Origin of the sequence: Bacillus sp. FSL W8-1202, from assembly GCF_038006165.1 — a bacterium.
In the GTDB taxonomy this organism is placed as follows: Bacteria; Bacillota; Bacilli; order Bacillales; family Bacillaceae; genus Bacillus; species Bacillus subtilis.
In genome coordinates, this window is sequence record NZ_JBBOUR010000002.1 from 239,879 (window position 1) to 255,623 (window position 15,745).

A 15,745-nucleotide genomic window follows, 5' to 3' on the forward strand; every position below is an offset into this window, starting at 1 on the left:
AGGAATGATACCGGCTCAAAGAGAGGGAAGCCCTGGCTGCAAGCTTCCCAGCTAAGGACCATTCGCTTTACCGCCTTTGAACTTCAGCTGTGAACCTCTTGAAAAGGAACAGTAATGGCTGACGGGAACTCCCGTTACAGAGCTTAGAGCCGCAGGTGCCGTGTATTGGCTTTGCGGAAAAAAGGGTGGAACCACGATTCCGTTTATTCAACCTCGTCCCTTTCATAGGGGCGGGGTTTTTATATGCAAAAAAAGGAGTGACAAAGATGTCAGATATGGTAAAAATCACATTTCCTGATGGAGCAGTCAAGGAGTTTGCGAAAGGAACAACAACAGAAGATATCGCGGCATCCATCAGTCCGGGATTAAAGAAAAAATCATTAGCCGGAAAACTGAACGGAAAAGAAATCGATTTGAGAACGCCGATCAATGAAGACGGTACAGTGGAAATCATTACAGAAGGCTCAGAAGAAGGTCTTCAAATTATGCGCCACAGTACGGCTCACTTGCTGGCTCAAGCGATTAAACGCATCTACAAGGATGTTAAATTCGGCGTCGGTCCGGTTATCGAAAACGGGTTTTACTACGATGTAGAAATGGACGAAGCGATTACACCGGAGGATCTGCCGAAAATCGAGAAAGAAATGAAAAAAATCGTTAATGCGAACCTTCCGATCGTTCGAAAAGAAGTCAGCCGTGAAGAAGCGAAAGCCCGTTTTGCGGAAATCGGCGACGACCTGAAGCTTGAACTATTGGATGCGATTCCTGAAGGAGAAACCGTTTCGATCTATGAGCAAGGCGAATTCTTTGACCTGTGCCGCGGCGTCCACGTTCCTTCAACCGGAAAAATCAAAGAATTTAAGCTGTTAAGCCTTGCAGGCGCATACTGGCGCGGCGACAGCAAAAACCAAATGCTTCAGCGCGTATATGGTACAGCTTTCTTCAAAAAAGCTGATCTTGAAGAGCATCTTCGTATGCTAGAAGAAGCGAAAGAACGCGACCACAGAAAGCTCGGCAAAGAATTAAAACTGTTTGCAAACTCTCAAAAAGTCGGACAAGGCCTGCCGCTTTGGCTGCCAAAAGGCGCGACAATCCGCCGCGTCATCGAGCGTTACATTGTCGATAAAGAAATCAGCCTCGGCTATGAGCACGTATACACACCTGTGCTTGGCAGCAAAGAGCTGTATGAAACATCAGGACATTGGGATCATTATCAGGAAGGCATGTTCCCTCCGATGGAAATGGACAATGAAACACTTGTATTGCGTCCGATGAACTGTCCGCACCATATGATGATTTACAAACAAGACATTCACAGTTACCGCGAGCTTCCGATTCGTATTGCGGAGCTTGGAACGATGCACCGCTATGAAATGTCAGGTGCGCTGTCAGGGCTTCAACGGGTACGCGGAATGACGTTAAATGATGCACACATCTTTGTGCGCCCGGATCAAATTAAGGATGAGTTTATCCGTACAGTCCGTTTAATCCAGGATGTTTATGAAGACTTCGGTTTAAGTGATTACACATTCCGTCTGTCTTACCGCGATCCGGAAGATACAGAGAAATATTTTGATGACGATGAAATGTGGAACAAAGCGCAATCCATGCTGAAAGAGGCAATGGACGAAATCGGCCACGACTATTACGAAGCAGAAGGTGAAGCGGCATTCTACGGCCCTAAACTTGATGTTCAGGTGAAAACTGCGATCGGAAAAGAAGAAACACTGTCTACGGTTCAGCTTGATTTCTTATTGCCGGAACGTTTCGACCTGACATACATCGGTGAGGACGGCAAGCAGCACCGTCCGGTTGTCATTCACAGAGGTGTCGTTTCAACAATGGAACGCTTTGTTGCCTTCTTAATCGAAGAACACAAAGGCGCGCTGCCGACATGGCTTGCACCGGTTCAGTTCCAAGTCATCCCGGTTTCTCCGGCTGTGCATTTAGACTACGCGAAAAAAGTGCAGGAACGCCTGCAGCGTGAAGGCCTGCGTGTTGAAGTCGACAGCCGCGATGAAAAAATCGGCTACAAAATCCGTGAAGCGCAAATGCAAAAAATCCCGTACATGCTGGTGGTCGGTGACCAAGAAGCAGAAAACGGAGCGGTAAACGTGCGTAAATACGGAGAACAGAACTCTGAAACCATTTCACTTGATGAGTTTGTGAAAAAGGCAGTAGCTGAAGCGAAAAAATAAAATAAAAAAGCATGATCTCATTGAAGAGATCATGCTTTTTTTATTTCTCTAATATAGGAAACAAATCATGAAGGCTGCTGATGATGTAATCAGGCGTTACGTCAGTTTCGTTTTTCTTATCCGTCCGGTTGATCCAAACGGTTTTGATTCCGGCTCTTGAAGCGCCTAAAATATCAGTATTCAAATTATCGCCGACCATGATGGCATCGTCTTTTTCAATATTCATCAGCTTAAGGCAGTGTTCAAAAATTGAAACATCCGGCTTGCCCTTGCCGAATGCGCCCGAGATGACGATTTCATTGAAGTAAGGAGCGAGCTCAGGCACGCCGGCAAGCTTCTCCTTTTGCAGACTCGGATCGCCATTTGTCAAAAGCAATAATTCATACTTGCCTTTTAATTGATCGAGTACAGCAAATGTTTCATCATATACAAACGGGCGCTTTCTGCGCTCTGCCGCAAAAAACTCTCCCAAGTATTCGCCATATGCAGGATCATCGATCCCAAGCGCTTTCAGTCCGTTTGTCCATGCATTTCTTCTGTACTCCGGCACAATATTGTTCAGCTTTTGAAAGCCTTCACTGATTGGCTCTGAGAAATTGGACCACAGTCCTTCAAACGGGTTAATGCCGATCATCACTGTATATGGATACGTCTCATATGACATGTACAATTCTCTCGCTGCTTCGCGAACAGCTGCTTCGAATTCCTCAGGGTCAAGGCCATATTTTTTCTCCGCCTGTAAGCAAGTTTCTGCAAATGTTGTTCTGACGCTTTTTTCGTCCCAAAGTAGTGTATCATCTAAATCAAAAAATACGGCTTTCATGATCTTCTCCTCTGCTTCAGATTCAAATCTTTCTGCCAAAAGGCTCATGTTTTATTTTACAATAGATAAAAGCCTTGTGAAATATGTTTTCAGACGATTTTAAAAAAACAGTCAGCCGTAAAACGAAAACATGCTAGAATGAAAACGGAAAGAACAGGTGACATGAATGATTCATTTAATGATTATGATGCTGGAGAGAGTGGGGATTATTGTTATATTAGGGTTCATTCTCGCCCATACGAAACTTTTCAGACAAGCTCTTCAGAATCAGGACGGCTATAAAGGAAAAGCGATTTTAATTTCAATTTTTTCTCTTTTCAGCATCATCAGCAATTATACAGGCATCGAAATTCAAAGAAATATGATTGTAAACAATGACTGGGTGTTTACGATAGATCCATCGGGCTCTATCGCGAATACCCGTATTTTGGGCGTGGAAATCGGGGGCCTTCTCGGAGGTCCGTTTGTAGGGGCCGGGATCGGCATACTGGCGGGCCTGCATCGTTTTTCACTCGGTGGCAGCACGGCTTTAAGCTGTGCCGTATCATCTATTTTAGCGGGTGTTCTTGCAGGCTTGATCGGCAGGTATTTTACGAAGCGATATCGAATGCCGACACCGCGCATCGCCGCTCTTGTGGGAATCGGCATGGAGTCACTGCAAATGATCATTATTTTGCTGATGGCAAAGCCGTTCAGTGACGCTTGGGAGCTTGTCAGCATGATCGGAATTCCGATGATACTCATCAATGGAACAGGCAGTTTTATTTTTCTGTCTATTATTCAAGCGATCATTCGCAAGGAAGAACAGGCAAGAGCTCTCGAAACGCATCGAGTGCTGACGATTGCTGATCAGACACTTCCATTTTTTCGCCAAGGATTAAATGAAAACTCCTGTAAAAGTGTAGCGGCTATTATCCATAAGCTGACAGGAACAGATGCGGTGTCTCTCACTGATAAAGAAAAGATCCTTGCGCATGTCGGTGCGGGAATGGATCACCACATCCCATCGAAAAGTTTGATCACCGGCCTGTCCAAAAAGGTGATTAAAACAGGGCATATTATGAAGGCGATTTCGCAGGAAGAGATTGAATGCACGCATGCTGAATGCCCTTTGCACGCTGCAATTGTCCTGCCGCTGACATCGAACGGCAATACAATCGGCACCTTAAAAATGTACTTTAAAAGCCCGGCAGGCCTGAGTCAGGTAGAGGAGGAACTTGCCGAGGGGCTGGCCATGCTGTTTTCGACACAGCTTGAGCTTGGGGAAGCAGAGCTGCAAAGCAAACTTCTCAAGGATGCTGAAATTAAAGCGCTTCAAGCACAGGTGAATCCGCATTTTTTATTTAATGCGATCAACACGATTTCTGCGCTATGCCGTACAGATGTTGAAAAAACCCGTAAGCTCCTATTGCAGCTCAGTGTTTATTTTCGTTCAAACCTTCAAGGAGCGAGACAGCTGCTGATTCCGCTCTCAAAGGAGCTGAACCATCTTAACGCCTATTTGTCATTAGAACAGGCGCGTTTTCCCGGGAAATATAAAATTGAGCTTAATATCGACAGCAGACTGGAGCAGATTGAAATCCCTCCGTTTGTTTTGCAGGTGCTTGTCGAGAACGCGCTTCGGCACGCGTTTCCGAAAAAACAAGACATATGCAAGGTTACAGTCTGTGTCTTATCTGATAACGCATCCGTCTATATGAAGGTGGCGGATAACGGACGCGGAATTCCGCCGGACGTCTTGCCGGAACTGGGGAAGAAACCGTTTCCGTCTAAGGAGGGAACCGGTACAGCGCTTTATAACCTAAATCAGCGGCTGATCGGTTTATTCGGACAGCAGGCTGCACTGCATATCAGCAGTGAGGTTCATAAAGGGACAGAGGTTTCCTTTCAAGTGCCAATGCAACAGATGAAAGAGGGAGAAGAACATGCTCAGGGTGTTAATAGTTGATGATGAGATGCTGGCAAGGGATGAACTGGCTTACTTGCTTAAGCGGACCAATGAGGAAATGGAAATCAATGAAGCGGAAAATATCGAATCCGCTTTTGACCAAATGATGGATCAAAAACCTGATTTGCTGTTTTTAGACGTTGATTTATCCGGAGAAAACGGTTTTGATATCGCAAAGCGATTGAAGAAAATGAAGCATCCTCCTGCTGTTGTGTTTGCGACAGCGTATGACCAGTATGCACTCAAAGCGTTTGAGGTGGATGCTCTTGATTATTTAACCAAGCCATTCGATGAAGAAAGAATTCAGCAAACGCTGAAAAAATATAAAAAAGTCAATCGGGATATTGTAGAAACAGAGCAAAACAGCCATGCCGGCCAGCACAAGCTCGCGCTATCTGTGGGGGAATCGATTGTGATTGTGGATACGAAGGACATTATCTATGCCGGAACAGAAGATGGTCATGTCAATGTAAAAACCTTCGATCATTCTTATACGGTCAGCGATACACTCGTTGTGATTGAGAAAAAGCTGCCGGATTCTGATTTTATCCGCGTCCATCGGAGCTTTGTCGTGAATACCGAATATATTAAAGAAATTCAGCCATGGTTTAATTCAACGTATAATTTGATCATGAAAGACGGATCGAAAATACCGGTCAGCCGGACATATGCGAAGGAATTGAAAAAGCTGCTCCATATTTGATGGGCGGCTTTTTGCATTTCAGCCATTTGATTCTGCAACTCAGACCCGCTATTCGGCATGTTATCTTGTAAGCGCTTTATAACAGGGAATTCTTATTTATAATGGGGGTACCAAAGAGAAAGAGGTGAAGAAAATGAGTGCTAAAAAAGTGTACGGGTTTTTAACACAAGCATTTATTTTTGCCGTCATTATGCTGGTTTCAAATATGATTGCCGCTATTGTCCCAATACCTATCCCGGCATCGGTTGTAGGGTTGGTCTTATTATTTCTCCTATTATGTTTGAAAGTCATTAAACTGGAACAAGTGGAGACGCTCGGAACGTCTTTGACCTCTCTGATCGGATTTTTATTTGTTCCGTCAGGTATATCTGTTATGAATTCGCTTGGTGTGATGCAGCAATACGGCCTGCAAATTGTTCTTGTCATTCTGCTCGCAACGATTATTTTGCTGGGGGCTACGGGATTGTTTTCTCAGCTGATTCTTTCGCTGAGCGGAAAACGCAAAACCGCAGCGGACATGAAAACAAAAACAGTGCAAAGCCCGCAGAACAATAACGAACTCGTTCACCATTAAGGGAAACAGGAGGTTCTTCGCATGGAAAGCACAATGAGTCCTTATTTTGGGATTGTCGTATCACTTGCTGCATTCGGCATCGGCACCTTTTTATTTAAGAAAACGAAAGGCTTCTTCCTTTTCACTCCTTTGTTTGTTGCCATGGTGCTGGGGATCGCATTTTTAAAAATCGGCGGTTTTTCCTACGCGGATTATAATAACGGGGGAGAGATCATTAAGTTTTTCCTTGAACCGGCAACTATCGCATTTGCAATTCCTTTGTACAAACAAAGAGATAAGCTTAAAAAATACTGGTGGCAAATCATGGCCTCCATTATTGCCGGCTCTATCTGCTCTGTCACGATTGTTTATTTGCTCGCTAAAGGCATTCATCTCGATTCGGCCGTAATGAAAAGCATGCTTCCGCAGGCGGCTACAACGGCAATTGCGCTTCCTTTATCAAAAGGCATCGGGGGCATCAGCGACATCACAGCCTTTGCGGTCATCTTTAACGCTGTCATCGTATATGCGCTCGGAGCATTGTTCTTGAAGGTGTTTAAAGTGAAAAATCCGATTTCTAAAGGATTGGCTCTTGGAACATCCGGACATGCACTTGGTGTAGCGGTCGGGATTGAGATGGGAGAAGTTGAAGCTGCGATGGCAAGTATTGCTGTTGTCGTAGTAGGAGTGGTAACGGTTCTGGTCATCCCTGTGTTCGTGCAGCTGATCGGTGGATAAGCCAAGGCTGAATGCCTTGGCTTTTTTTATTTTATGGTGCGTCTTCGGGATCGATATACCCTTGTTTAATGCCCCATTCTACTTGATCGTCATGCCACTTTTTTCGTTCTTCATAACCATAACCATCGTCATCAGGAAGCTCTGAAGCTGGCTGTTGAATGGTTTTATCTGTCTGACTCGAGGAAGATGGTGGATCTTGACTATTAGATGGGGGTGCCTCAGTCTGCTGCCGTTGTGCCTGCGATTGCCGCTTTTTCTCAGCGTTCGCTTTCTGCTCTTTTTGGATTGCTGCCTGCCGCTGTCTTTCAAGTTCAGCTTGTCTTTCCGCTTCGGCTAATCGCTGTCTCTCCGCTTTTTCCTCCTGCTGTTTCTTTCGTTTCGCCTCCCGCTCTTTTTCAAGCTTTTTCTCGGCAGCGATTTGTCTTTGCTTTTCAGCTTCTTCTTTTGCCTTCCGCTTTCCTAACTCAGTAGCAAGTGGACTCTCGAACTTCATGTCCAATGAAACGGGTTTTAGTTTTTTTAGCTCTTTCTCCAGCCCCTTTTGAGGAAATGCTGCAGCTGTCTTAACAGTTTCAGCTTTTGGTTCGGAAGATGCGCTGCTATTCGTGCAACCGGTTAATATCAATGTGAAAAATAAAGCAAGCTGTATCAGTTTGTTCATGTGTCAGGCTCCCTTCTGCTTCTTATATCGGTCAGAGATTAACTTTGTTTTACATTTCTTCCTGTCAGTGGTTTTGTTGTAAATTGCGAAATAAGGGGGAATGGTTGGTTCTTTGCATTCTGGGTGGGGATGAAAGATTTTCTTTTTCTCTCTTGCGCTCATAGAAAACCCATGTTACAATGTAAAAGTTGTTCCGGATAAGTCGTCCTTGACTAAAGATCCGGTATTGTGTAGAATAGTTATTGAATTGAATATAAATCACAAGCAGAAGCACCCGCTTCTCACCTGATTGACACATGCATGTAGTTGGCAGGTTGACCGTACATTTTTATTGATACAGATGTTCGTAGTGTGGGTGTTTTATAATGCCCACACTTTTTGTTTGCCTGCAAAATGCATTCAAAATGAGTTGTGAATCAATTCGAAGAAACTATGGAGGTGGCTCATTATTAGCAAAGATCAATTGGTTAATGAGGGTATCCGTGCACGTGAGGTCCGTTTAATCGGACAAAATGGCGACCAGCTTGGAATCAAGTCCCGTCAGGAAGCACTTGAAATCGCCGGCCGCGCAAATCTTGACCTTGTGTTAGTTGCAGCGAATGCAAAACCGCCTGTCTGCCGAATCATGGACTACGGTAAGTTCCGATTTGAGCAGCAGAAAAAGGAAAAAGAAGCACGCAAGAATCAAAAAATCATTAACTTAAAAGAAGTTCGGTTAAGTCCGACAATCGATGAGCATGACTTTAACACGAAATTGCGCAATGCGATTAAATTCCTTGAAAAAGGCGATAAAGTGAAAGCTTCTATCCGCTTTAAAGGACGCGCAATCACTCATAAAGAAATCGGTCAGCGTGTATTAGACCGTTTCTCCGAAGCATGTGCTGAGGTTGCGACAGTCGAAACAAAACCAAAAATGGACGGCCGCAGCATGTTCTTAATGCTCGCACCGAAAAACGAAAAGCAATAAGGAGGAAATCCCATGCCAAAAATGAAAACTCACCGCGGATCTGCTAAACGTTTTAAAAAGACAGGTTCTGGGAAGTTAAAACGTTCTCACGCGTACACAAGTCACTTATTCGCCAACAAATCTCAAAAGCAAAAGCGTAAGCTTCGCAAGAGTGCTGTTGTAAGCGCAGGAGACTTCAAACGTATCAAACAAATGCTTGCTAACATCAAGTAATCGGATAAGGAACAATTAGGAGGGAAATTCAATGCCAAGAGTAAAAGGCGGAACTGTTACACGTAAGCGTCGTAAAAAGGTTCTTAAATTAGCAAAAGGTTATTTCGGTTCAAAACATACATTATACAAAGTAGCTAACCAGCAGGTCATGAAATCTGGAAACTATGCTTTCCGTGACCGTCGTCAGAAAAAACGTGATTTCCGTAAACTTTGGATCACTCGTATCAACGCAGCTGCTCGCATGAACGGCCTTTCTTACAGCCGTTTAATGCACGGTCTTAAGCTTTCTGGTATCGAAGTAAACCGTAAAATGCTTGCTGATCTTGCTGTAAACGATCTTACTGCATTCAATCAGCTTGCTGATGCTGCTAAAGCTCAATTAAACAAGTAATCATATAGAGCCGCTCTCCAGCAGAGCGGCTTTTTCTATATAAAGGATGAGGCAACATGATTATTGCTGCTTATTTGGTGTTGATTAATCTGTGCGGTTTTTGGGTGATGGGCATTGACAAACGCAAAGCGCAGCAGCACAAGTGGAGAATTTCTGAAGACCGGCTGTGGCTGATAGCCATCGTGTTTGGAGCGCTCGGTGTCTGGCTTGGCATGCAAACCTTCAGACATAAAACGAAACACGCTTCTTTTAAGTACGGAGTACCGCTTCTTCTGGTAATAGAAGCGATTCTCATCGCTATTTACTACAGCCCGTTTGATTTATAAAAAGCAGAAAAGCGTTTAACGCTCTTCTGCTTTTTTTGCGAGTTTAATGGGCTGGTCCCAGTCAATCTTACAATTTGGATATCGTTCCAGCACTTTTTCTTCAATGTTCTCAAAATCTTTTGCAGAGAAATGTTTCAGCTTCTCAGGAGATTCTGTCCAGACAAAGATCGTGTGAATAAACAGCGGATGATCCTTGGAAGGAATATGCTTTTCTCCCTCAAAAAGCACGCCTTTATACGTCAGCTGAAAATTCTTCCGGGTATTGTTTTGTTCATCAATAATATAAAAATGTTCTTTTGATTGGGCCAGCTTAAGCCTTCTCTTAGGATTCGCGACATATTTGACCACGGCATAAATACAATAAGCAAAAAGTGCAAGCAAAATAATCCTTAGAACCATGACAAACATTGTGTGAAGGCACCTCCCTTATGGTGATGATCTGATGTAATACGAAAAGCATAGAAAAAGGTTTCACTTTTTCTAAAAGAAAGCTGTAAAAACATATACCCGATTTTCAAGTGAAATAGTCGTATGGTTAGCGCCATGTTTTGTATAATAAGAATGCAGGACTGATGAAGGAGGGTTTGGAACATGGCAAAATTAGATGAAACATTGACCATGCTGAAAGATTTAACAGATGCAAAAGGCATACCGGGCAATGAAAGAGAAGTAAGGCAAGTGATGAAATCATACATAGAACCATTTGCTGATGAGGTGACAACAGATCGCCTGGGCAGTTTAATTGCCAAAAAAACTGGTGCAGAAAACGGCCCGAAAATTATGATCGCCGGACATTTGGATGAAGTCGGCTTTATGGTGACACAAATCACAGATAAAGGCTTTATCCGTTTTCAAACCGTTGGCGGCTGGTGGGCTCAGGTTATGCTTGCCCAGCGCGTCACCATTGTCACAAAAAAAGGAGAAATCACAGGGGTTATCGGCTCTAAGCCGCCCCATATTTTGTCTCCTGAAGCAAGAAAAAAATCAGTGGAAATAAAAGATATGTTTATTGATATTGGAGCTTCAAGCCGGGAAGAAGCCTTGGAGTGGGGTGTACTTCCGGGAGATATGATCGTTCCGCATTTTGAATTTACGGTCATGAACAATGAAAAATTCCTACTCGCAAAGGCCTGGGACAACCGCATCGGCTGTGCGATTGCAATTGATGTGTTAAGAAACTTACAAAACACAGACCATCCAAATATAGTGTATGGCGTCGGAACCGTGCAGGAGGAAGTCGGGCTGAGAGGAGCGAAAACGGCTGCACACACCATTCAGCCTGATATTGCGTTTGGAGTTGATGTAGGAATAGCAGGAGACACGCCTGGCATTTCTGAGAAGGAAGCGCAGAGCAAAATGGGCAAAGGCCCGCAGATTATCGTTTACGATGCATCCATGGTCTCTCACAAAGGTTTGCGCGATGCAGTTGTAGCCACTGCGGAGGAAGCCGGCATTCCGTACCAATTTGATGCCATTGCCGGCGGCGGAACTGATTCGGGTGCCATCCATTTGACGGCAAATGGCGTTCCTGCGCTGTCCATTACCATTGCAACCCGCTACATTCATACGCACGCGGCCATGCTGCATCGTGATGATTATGAAAACGCGGTAAAGTTAATTACAGAAGTCATTAAGAAGTTAGACCGAAAAACGGTTGACGAAATTACGTACCAATAAAGATACGGAAGAATCCGCCTATTTAGGCGGATTCTATTTTTTTGTCTGTACAAATTACAGCATAGTGACTACAATAAAGGGGATACCGAAAATTTCCTGAACATGACGATATATGATACGCAGCTCGATTTGACAGGAAGGGAGGATAAACAATCTAATTTGTAAGCGCTTTCTAATTTAAAGGAGGTTGAACAAAATTAAAAAGAAAAAAACATGGAAACGCTTCTTACACTTTTCGAGTGCAGCTCTGGCTGCAGGTTTGATATTCACATCTGCTGCTCCCGCAGAGGCAGCGTTTTGGGGTGCATCCAATGAGCTGCTTCATGACCCGACTATGATTAAAGAGGGGAGCTCATGGTATGCGCTCGGAACAGGGCTTACTGAAGAACGGGGACTGCGGGTTTTGAAGTCTTCAGACGCTAAAAATTGGACCGTACAAAAATCCATTTTCACTACACCGCTATCGTGGTGGTCCAATTATGTGCCGAATTATGGCCAAAACCAGTGGGCGCCGGACATCCAATACTATAACGGCAAGTACTGGCTATATTATTCCGTTTCTTCTTTTGGAAGCAATACATCTGCCATTGGCCTGGCATCTTCAACAAGCATCAGTTCGGGGAGCTGGAAGGACGAGGGCTTGGTGATTCGTTCGACAAGCTCAAATAATTATAACGCCATTGACCCGGAGCTGACATTCGACAAGGATGGCAATCCGTGGCTCGCATTCGGCTCGTTTTGGAGCGGCATTAAGCTGACTAAGCTCGATAAGAGTACGATGAAGCCTACAGGCTCGCTCTATTCGATTGCAGCTAGACCGAATAATGGAGGTGCCTTAGAAGCTCCTACTCTTACGTATCAAAATGGCTATTACTATTTAATGGTTTCATTTGATAAATGCTGTGACGGGGTAAACAGTACGTACAAAATTGCTTACGGAAGATCCAAAAACATTACAGGCCCTTATCTTGATAAAAGCGGAAAAAGCATGCTTGAAGGCGGAGGCACCATTTTGGATTCGGGCAATGACCAATGGAAAGGACCTGGAGGCCAGGATATTGTGAACGGAAACATTCTTGTTCGCCATGCCTATGATGCCAATGACAACGGCATTCCAAAGCTTCTCATCAATGATTTGAATTGGAGCTCGGGCTGGCCGTCCTATTGAATCAAAAAGCCGGGCTCTGCCCCCGGCTTTTTTTAAAAGAAAAGATTGACAGTATAATAGTCAATTACTATAATAAAATTGTTCGTACAAATATTTATTTATAGGTTTACTTTCTATCATTAGTACGTATCTTTTGTATTTGAAAGCGTTTTATTTTATGAGAAAGGGGCAGTTTACATGCTTCAGACAAAGGATTATGAATTCTGGTTTGTGACAGGAAGCCAGCACCTATACGGGGAAGAGACGCTGGAACTCGTAGATCAGCATGCTAAAAGCATTTGTGAGGGGCTCAGCGGGATTTCTTCCAGATATAAAATCACTCATAAGCCCGTCGTCACTTCACCGGAAACCATTAGAGAGCTGTTAAGAGAAGCGGAGTACAGTGAGACATGTGCTGGCATCATTACATGGATGCACACATTTTCCCCTGCAAAAATGTGGATAGAAGGCCTTTCCTCTTATCAAAAACCGCTTATGCATTTGCATACCCAATATAATCGCGATATCCCGTGGGGTACGATTGACATGGATTTTATGAACAGCAACCAATCCGCGCATGGCGATCGAGAGTACGGTTACATCAACTCGAGAATGGGGCTTAGCCGAAAAGTCATTGCCGGCTATTGGGATGATGAAGAAGTGAAAAAAGAAATGTCCCAGTGGATGGATACGGCGGCTGCATTAAATGAAAGCAGACATATTAAGGTTGCCAGATTTGGAGATAACATGCGTCATGTAGCGGTAACGGACGGAGACAAGGTGGGAGCGCATATTCAATTTGGCTGGCAGGTTGACGGATATGGCATCGGGGATCTCGTTGAAGTGATGGATCGCATTACGGACGACGAGGTTGACACGCTTTATGCCGAGTATGACAGACTATATGTGATCAGTGAGGAAACAAAACGTGACGAAGCAAAGGTAGCGTCCATTAAAGAACAGGCGAAAATTGAGCTTGGCTTAACCGCTTTTCTTGAGCAAGGCGGATACACAGCGTTTACGACATCGTTTGAAGTGCTGCACGGAATGAAACAGCTGCCGGGACTTGCTGTTCAGCGCCTGATGGAGAAAGGCTACGGGTTTGCCGGTGAAGGAGATTGGAAGACAGCGGCCCTTGTACGGATGATGAAAATCATGGCTAAAGGAAAAAGAACTTCCTTCATGGAAGATTACACGTACCATTTTGAACCGGGAAATGAAATGATTCTGGGCTCTCACATGCTTGAAGTGTGTCCGACTGTCGCTTTGGATCAGCCGAAAATCGAGGTTCATTCGCTTTCGATTGGCGGCAAAGAGGACCCTGCGCGTTTTGTATTTAACGGCATCAGCGGTTCTGCCATTCAAGCTAGCATTGTTGATATTGGCGGGCGTTTCCGCCTTGTGCTGAATGAAGTCAACGGCCAGGAAATTGAAAAAGACATGCCGAATTTACCGGTTGCCCGTGTTCTCTGGAAGCCGGAGCCGTCATTGAAAACAGCAGCGGAGGCATGGATTTTAGCCGGCGGTGCACACCATACCTGCCTGTCTTATGAACTGACAGCGGAGCAAATGCTTGATTGGGCGGAAATGGCGGGAATCGAAAGTGTTCTCATTTCCCGTGATACGACAATTCATAAACTGAAACACGAGTTAAAATGGAACGAGGCGCTTTACCGGCTTCAAAAGTAGAGGGGGATGTCACATGGCTTACACAATAGGGGTTGATTTTGGAACTTTATCAGGAAGAGCAGTGCTCGTTCATGTCCAAACAGGGGAGGAACTTGCGGCTGCTGTAAAAGAATACCGGCATGCTGTCATTGATACCGTCCTTCCAAAAACGGGTCAAAAGCTGCCGCGTGACTGGGCGCTGCAGCACCCTGCTGATTACCTCGAAGTCTTGGAAACAACCATTCCGTCTTTACTCGAACAGACGGGCGTTGAACCGAAAGACATTATCGGGATTGGAATTGATTTCACGGCATGTACGATCCTTCCTATTGACAGCAGCGGGCAGCCGTTATGCATGCTGCCTGAATATGAAGAGGAGCCGCACAGCTATGTGAAGCTCTGGAAGCATCATGCGGCCCAAAAACATGCTGATCGGCTCAATCAAATCGCGGAAGAAGAAGGGAAGGCTTTTTTACAGCGGTACGGAGGAAAAATTTCATCAGAATGGATGATTCCAAAGGTCATGCAAATTGCCGAGGAAGCGCCTCACATTTATGAAGCGGCTGACCGGATCATCGAGGCTGCGGACTGGATCGTGTACCAGCTGTGCGGCTCGCTCAAGCGAAGCAATTGTACCGCAGGGTATAAAGCGATGTGGAGTGAAAAAGCGGGGTATCCGTCAGATGATTTCTTTGAGAAATTAAATCCTTCAATGAAAACGATTACAAAGGACAAATTGGCAGGTTCTATTCATTCGGTAGGAGAAAAAGCCGGCAGTCTGACTGAAAAAATGGCAAAGCTGACAGGGCTTCTCCCGGGAACGGCTGTTGCGGTTGCCAATGTGGACGCTCATGTTTCCGTACCGGCGGTTGGCATTACAGAGCCAGGGAAAATGCTGATGATTATGGGAACCTCAACGTGCCATGTTCTTCTTGGTGAAGAGGTGCATATCGTTCCAGGTATGTGCGGCGTTGTGGACAACGGAATTCTCCCGGGCTATGCGGGATATGAAGCCGGGCAGTCCTGTGTCGGCGATCATTTTGACTGGTTTGTGAAAACATGTGTCCCGCCAGCTTATCAAGAGGAAGCAAAGGAAAAAAACATTGGCGTTCATGAGCTGCTGAGTGAGAAAGCAAACCATCAAGCGCCAGGTGAAAGCGGCCTGCTTGCTTTAGATTGGTGGAATGGAAACCGTTCAACTCTTGTTGATGCAGATTTAACAGGGATGCTGCTTGGAATGACACTGCTGACGAAGCCTGAAGAGATTTATAGAGCGTTAGTTGAAGCGACAGCTTACGGAACCCGGATGATTATCGAAACATTCAAAGAAAGCGGTGTTCCGATTGAGGAACTATACGCAGCGGGCGGAATAGCTGAGAAAAACCCGTTTGTCATGCAGATTTATGCGGATGTGACAAACATGGACATTAAAATCTCTGGTTCACCGCAAGCCCCAGCCTTAGGATCTGCCATTTTCGGTGCGCTTGCAGCAGGCAAAGAAAAAGGCGGCTACGATGACATCAAAGAGGCAGCGGCGAACATGGGAAAACTGAAAGATATAACTTATACGCCAAATGCCGAAAACGCCGCGGTTTATGAAAAATTGTACGCTGAATATAAAGAGCTGGTTCATTATTTCGGAAAAGAAAACCATGTCATGAAGCGTCTGAAAACGATCAAAAATCTTCAATTTTCATCTGCCGCAAAAAAGAATTGATAAAGGGTGATGGAG

The 15,745-nt window shown here is 44.8% G+C and carries 16 protein-coding genes and 1 other annotated feature; of the genes, 13 read left to right on the plus strand and 3 right to left on the minus strand.

The features are described 5' to 3' along the window. Positions 1-266: 266 nt before the first annotated feature. Entirely contained in the window at positions 267-2,198 is a 1,932-nt protein-coding gene (gene thrS, locus NSQ09_RS21250) for a threonine--tRNA ligase (protein ID WP_014480529.1), read from the plus strand. A gap of 40 nt (positions 2,199-2,238) precedes the next feature. Here the strand turns inward: thrS and NSQ09_RS21255 are convergent, their stop codons facing one another. Next, complete coding sequence (locus NSQ09_RS21255) at positions 2,239-3,021, minus strand: HAD family hydrolase (protein WP_341032635.1); 783 nt, start codon at positions 3,019-3,021, stop codon at positions 2,239-2,241. Positions 3,022-3,187: 166 nt separating this feature from the next. Here NSQ09_RS21255 and lytS point away from each other — a divergent pair, with 166 nt between their 5' ends. From lytS to lrgB, 4 genes are all read left to right on the plus strand, one after another. Next, positions 3,188-4,969 (plus strand): two-component system sensor histidine kinase LytS, encoded by a 1,782-nt coding sequence (gene lytS / locus NSQ09_RS21260; RefSeq protein WP_015251492.1) that lies wholly within the window; start codon positions 3,188-3,190, stop codon positions 4,967-4,969. Continuing rightward, complete coding sequence (gene lytT / locus NSQ09_RS21265) at positions 4,947-5,672, plus strand: two-component system response regulator LytT (RefSeq protein ID WP_015251493.1); 726 nt, start codon at positions 4,947-4,949, stop codon at positions 5,670-5,672. Before lytS ends, lytT begins: the two co-directional genes overlap by 23 nt. A gap of 133 nt (positions 5,673-5,805) precedes the next feature. Beyond that, complete coding sequence (lrgA, locus tag NSQ09_RS21270; RefSeq protein WP_014477620.1) at positions 5,806-6,246, plus strand: antiholin-like murein hydrolase modulator LrgA; 441 nt, start codon at positions 5,806-5,808, stop codon at positions 6,244-6,246. Positions 6,247-6,267: 21 nt separating this feature from the next. Beyond that, on the plus strand, positions 6,268-6,963 hold the full coding sequence (lrgB, locus tag NSQ09_RS21275) for an antiholin-like protein LrgB (protein ID WP_003229482.1): 696 nt from the start codon (positions 6,268-6,270) through the stop codon (positions 6,961-6,963). A gap of 31 nt (positions 6,964-6,994) precedes the next feature. Here lrgB and NSQ09_RS21280 read toward each other — a convergent pair whose 3' ends face one another. Then, positions 6,995-7,624: a hypothetical protein gene (locus NSQ09_RS21280; protein ID WP_014480525.1), complete on the minus strand. Its 630-nt coding sequence runs from the start codon at positions 7,622-7,624 to the stop codon at positions 6,995-6,997. Positions 7,625-7,880: 256 nt separating this feature from the next. After that, positions 7,881-8,011 (plus strand) — a sequence feature (ribosomal protein L20 leader region). Positions 8,012-8,069: 58 nt separating this feature from the next. On the opposite strand from NSQ09_RS21280, the gene infC reads away from it, so the two are divergent. From infC to NSQ09_RS21300, 4 genes are read left to right on the plus strand one after another with little or no spacing between them, the layout of a single operon-like run. Then, positions 8,070-8,591 carry a translation initiation factor IF-3 gene (infC, locus tag NSQ09_RS21285; protein ID WP_010886591.1) on the plus strand — a complete coding sequence of 174 codons (522 nt, stop codon included), beginning with the start codon at positions 8,070-8,072 and terminating at the stop codon, positions 8,589-8,591. A 12-nt stretch (positions 8,592-8,603) separates the two neighbouring features. Next, complete coding sequence (rpmI, locus tag NSQ09_RS21290; protein WP_003222418.1) at positions 8,604-8,804, plus strand: 50S ribosomal protein L35; 201 nt, start codon at positions 8,604-8,606, stop codon at positions 8,802-8,804. Positions 8,805-8,835: 31 nt separating this feature from the next. Next, entirely contained in the window at positions 8,836-9,195 is a 360-nt protein-coding gene (gene rplT / locus NSQ09_RS21295; protein WP_003222420.1) for a 50S ribosomal protein L20, read from the plus strand. Between the two features lie 56 nt (positions 9,196-9,251). Then, positions 9,252-9,521 (plus strand): DUF1294 domain-containing protein, encoded by a 270-nt coding sequence (locus NSQ09_RS21300; RefSeq protein WP_003229490.1) that lies wholly within the window; start codon positions 9,252-9,254, stop codon positions 9,519-9,521. Between the two features lie 15 nt (positions 9,522-9,536). Here NSQ09_RS21300 and ysdB read toward each other — a convergent pair whose 3' ends face one another. Then, positions 9,537-9,929: a sigma W pathway protein YsdB gene (gene ysdB / locus NSQ09_RS21305; RefSeq protein WP_003229493.1), complete on the minus strand. Its 393-nt coding sequence runs from the start codon at positions 9,927-9,929 to the stop codon at positions 9,537-9,539. 183 nt (positions 9,930-10,112) lie between these two features. Here ysdB and NSQ09_RS21310 point away from each other — a divergent pair, with 183 nt between their 5' ends. The 4 genes from NSQ09_RS21310 (at position 10,113) to araB (ending at position 15,730) form a co-directional block, all read left to right on the plus strand. After that, positions 10,113-11,198, plus strand: coding sequence for a M42 family metallopeptidase (locus tag NSQ09_RS21310; protein WP_003229495.1), 1,086 nt, complete (start codon positions 10,113-10,115; stop codon positions 11,196-11,198). Positions 11,199-11,394: 196 nt separating this feature from the next. After that, positions 11,395-12,366 carry an arabinan endo-1,5-alpha-L-arabinosidase AbnA gene (gene abnA / locus NSQ09_RS21315; RefSeq protein ID WP_015251497.1) on the plus strand — a complete coding sequence of 324 codons (972 nt, stop codon included), beginning with the start codon at positions 11,395-11,397 and terminating at the stop codon, positions 12,364-12,366. Positions 12,367-12,543: 177 nt separating this feature from the next. Continuing rightward, positions 12,544-14,034 carry an L-arabinose isomerase gene (gene araA, locus NSQ09_RS21320; protein ID WP_134156533.1) on the plus strand — a complete coding sequence of 497 codons (1,491 nt, stop codon included), beginning with the start codon at positions 12,544-12,546 and terminating at the stop codon, positions 14,032-14,034. A gap of 13 nt (positions 14,035-14,047) precedes the next feature. Beyond that, a complete protein-coding gene (araB, locus tag NSQ09_RS21325) occupies positions 14,048-15,730 on the plus strand; it encodes a ribulokinase (RefSeq protein WP_014480518.1) in 1,683 nt (560 codons plus the stop codon). Positions 15,731-15,745: the final 15 nt, after the last annotated feature.

What these genes read in the sequence shown, in the direction of transcription:
- lrgB (WP_003229482.1), top strand. Translation starts at nt 6,268, where the DNA reads ATGGAAAGCACAATGAGTCCTTATTTTGGGATTGTCGTATCACTTGCT.
- NSQ09_RS21255 (WP_341032635.1), bottom strand. Translation starts at nt 3,021, where the DNA reads ATGAAAGCCGTATTTTTTGATTTAGATGATACACTACTTTGGGACGAA.
- lrgA (WP_014477620.1), top strand. Translation starts at nt 5,806, where the DNA reads ATGAGTGCTAAAAAAGTGTACGGGTTTTTAACACAAGCATTTATTTTT.
- araA (WP_134156533.1), top strand. Translation starts at nt 12,544, where the DNA reads ATGCTTCAGACAAAGGATTATGAATTCTGGTTTGTGACAGGAAGCCAG.
- rplT (WP_003222420.1), top strand. Translation starts at nt 8,836, where the DNA reads ATGCCAAGAGTAAAAGGCGGAACTGTTACACGTAAGCGTCGTAAAAAG.
- NSQ09_RS21300 (WP_003229490.1), top strand. Translation starts at nt 9,252, where the DNA reads ATGATTATTGCTGCTTATTTGGTGTTGATTAATCTGTGCGGTTTTTGG.
- NSQ09_RS21280 (WP_014480525.1), bottom strand. Translation starts at nt 7,624, where the DNA reads ATGAACAAACTGATACAGCTTGCTTTATTTTTCACATTGATATTAACC.
- ysdB (WP_003229493.1), bottom strand. Translation starts at nt 9,929, where the DNA reads ATGTTTGTCATGGTTCTAAGGATTATTTTGCTTGCACTTTTTGCTTAT.
- thrS (WP_014480529.1), top strand. Translation starts at nt 267, where the DNA reads ATGTCAGATATGGTAAAAATCACATTTCCTGATGGAGCAGTCAAGGAG.
- araB (WP_014480518.1), top strand. Translation starts at nt 14,048, where the DNA reads ATGGCTTACACAATAGGGGTTGATTTTGGAACTTTATCAGGAAGAGCA.
- rpmI (WP_003222418.1), top strand. Translation starts at nt 8,604, where the DNA reads ATGCCAAAAATGAAAACTCACCGCGGATCTGCTAAACGTTTTAAAAAG.
- lytS (WP_015251492.1), top strand. Translation starts at nt 3,188, where the DNA reads ATGATTCATTTAATGATTATGATGCTGGAGAGAGTGGGGATTATTGTT.
- NSQ09_RS21310 (WP_003229495.1), top strand. Translation starts at nt 10,113, where the DNA reads ATGGCAAAATTAGATGAAACATTGACCATGCTGAAAGATTTAACAGAT.
- lytT (WP_015251493.1), top strand. Translation starts at nt 4,947, where the DNA reads ATGCTCAGGGTGTTAATAGTTGATGATGAGATGCTGGCAAGGGATGAA.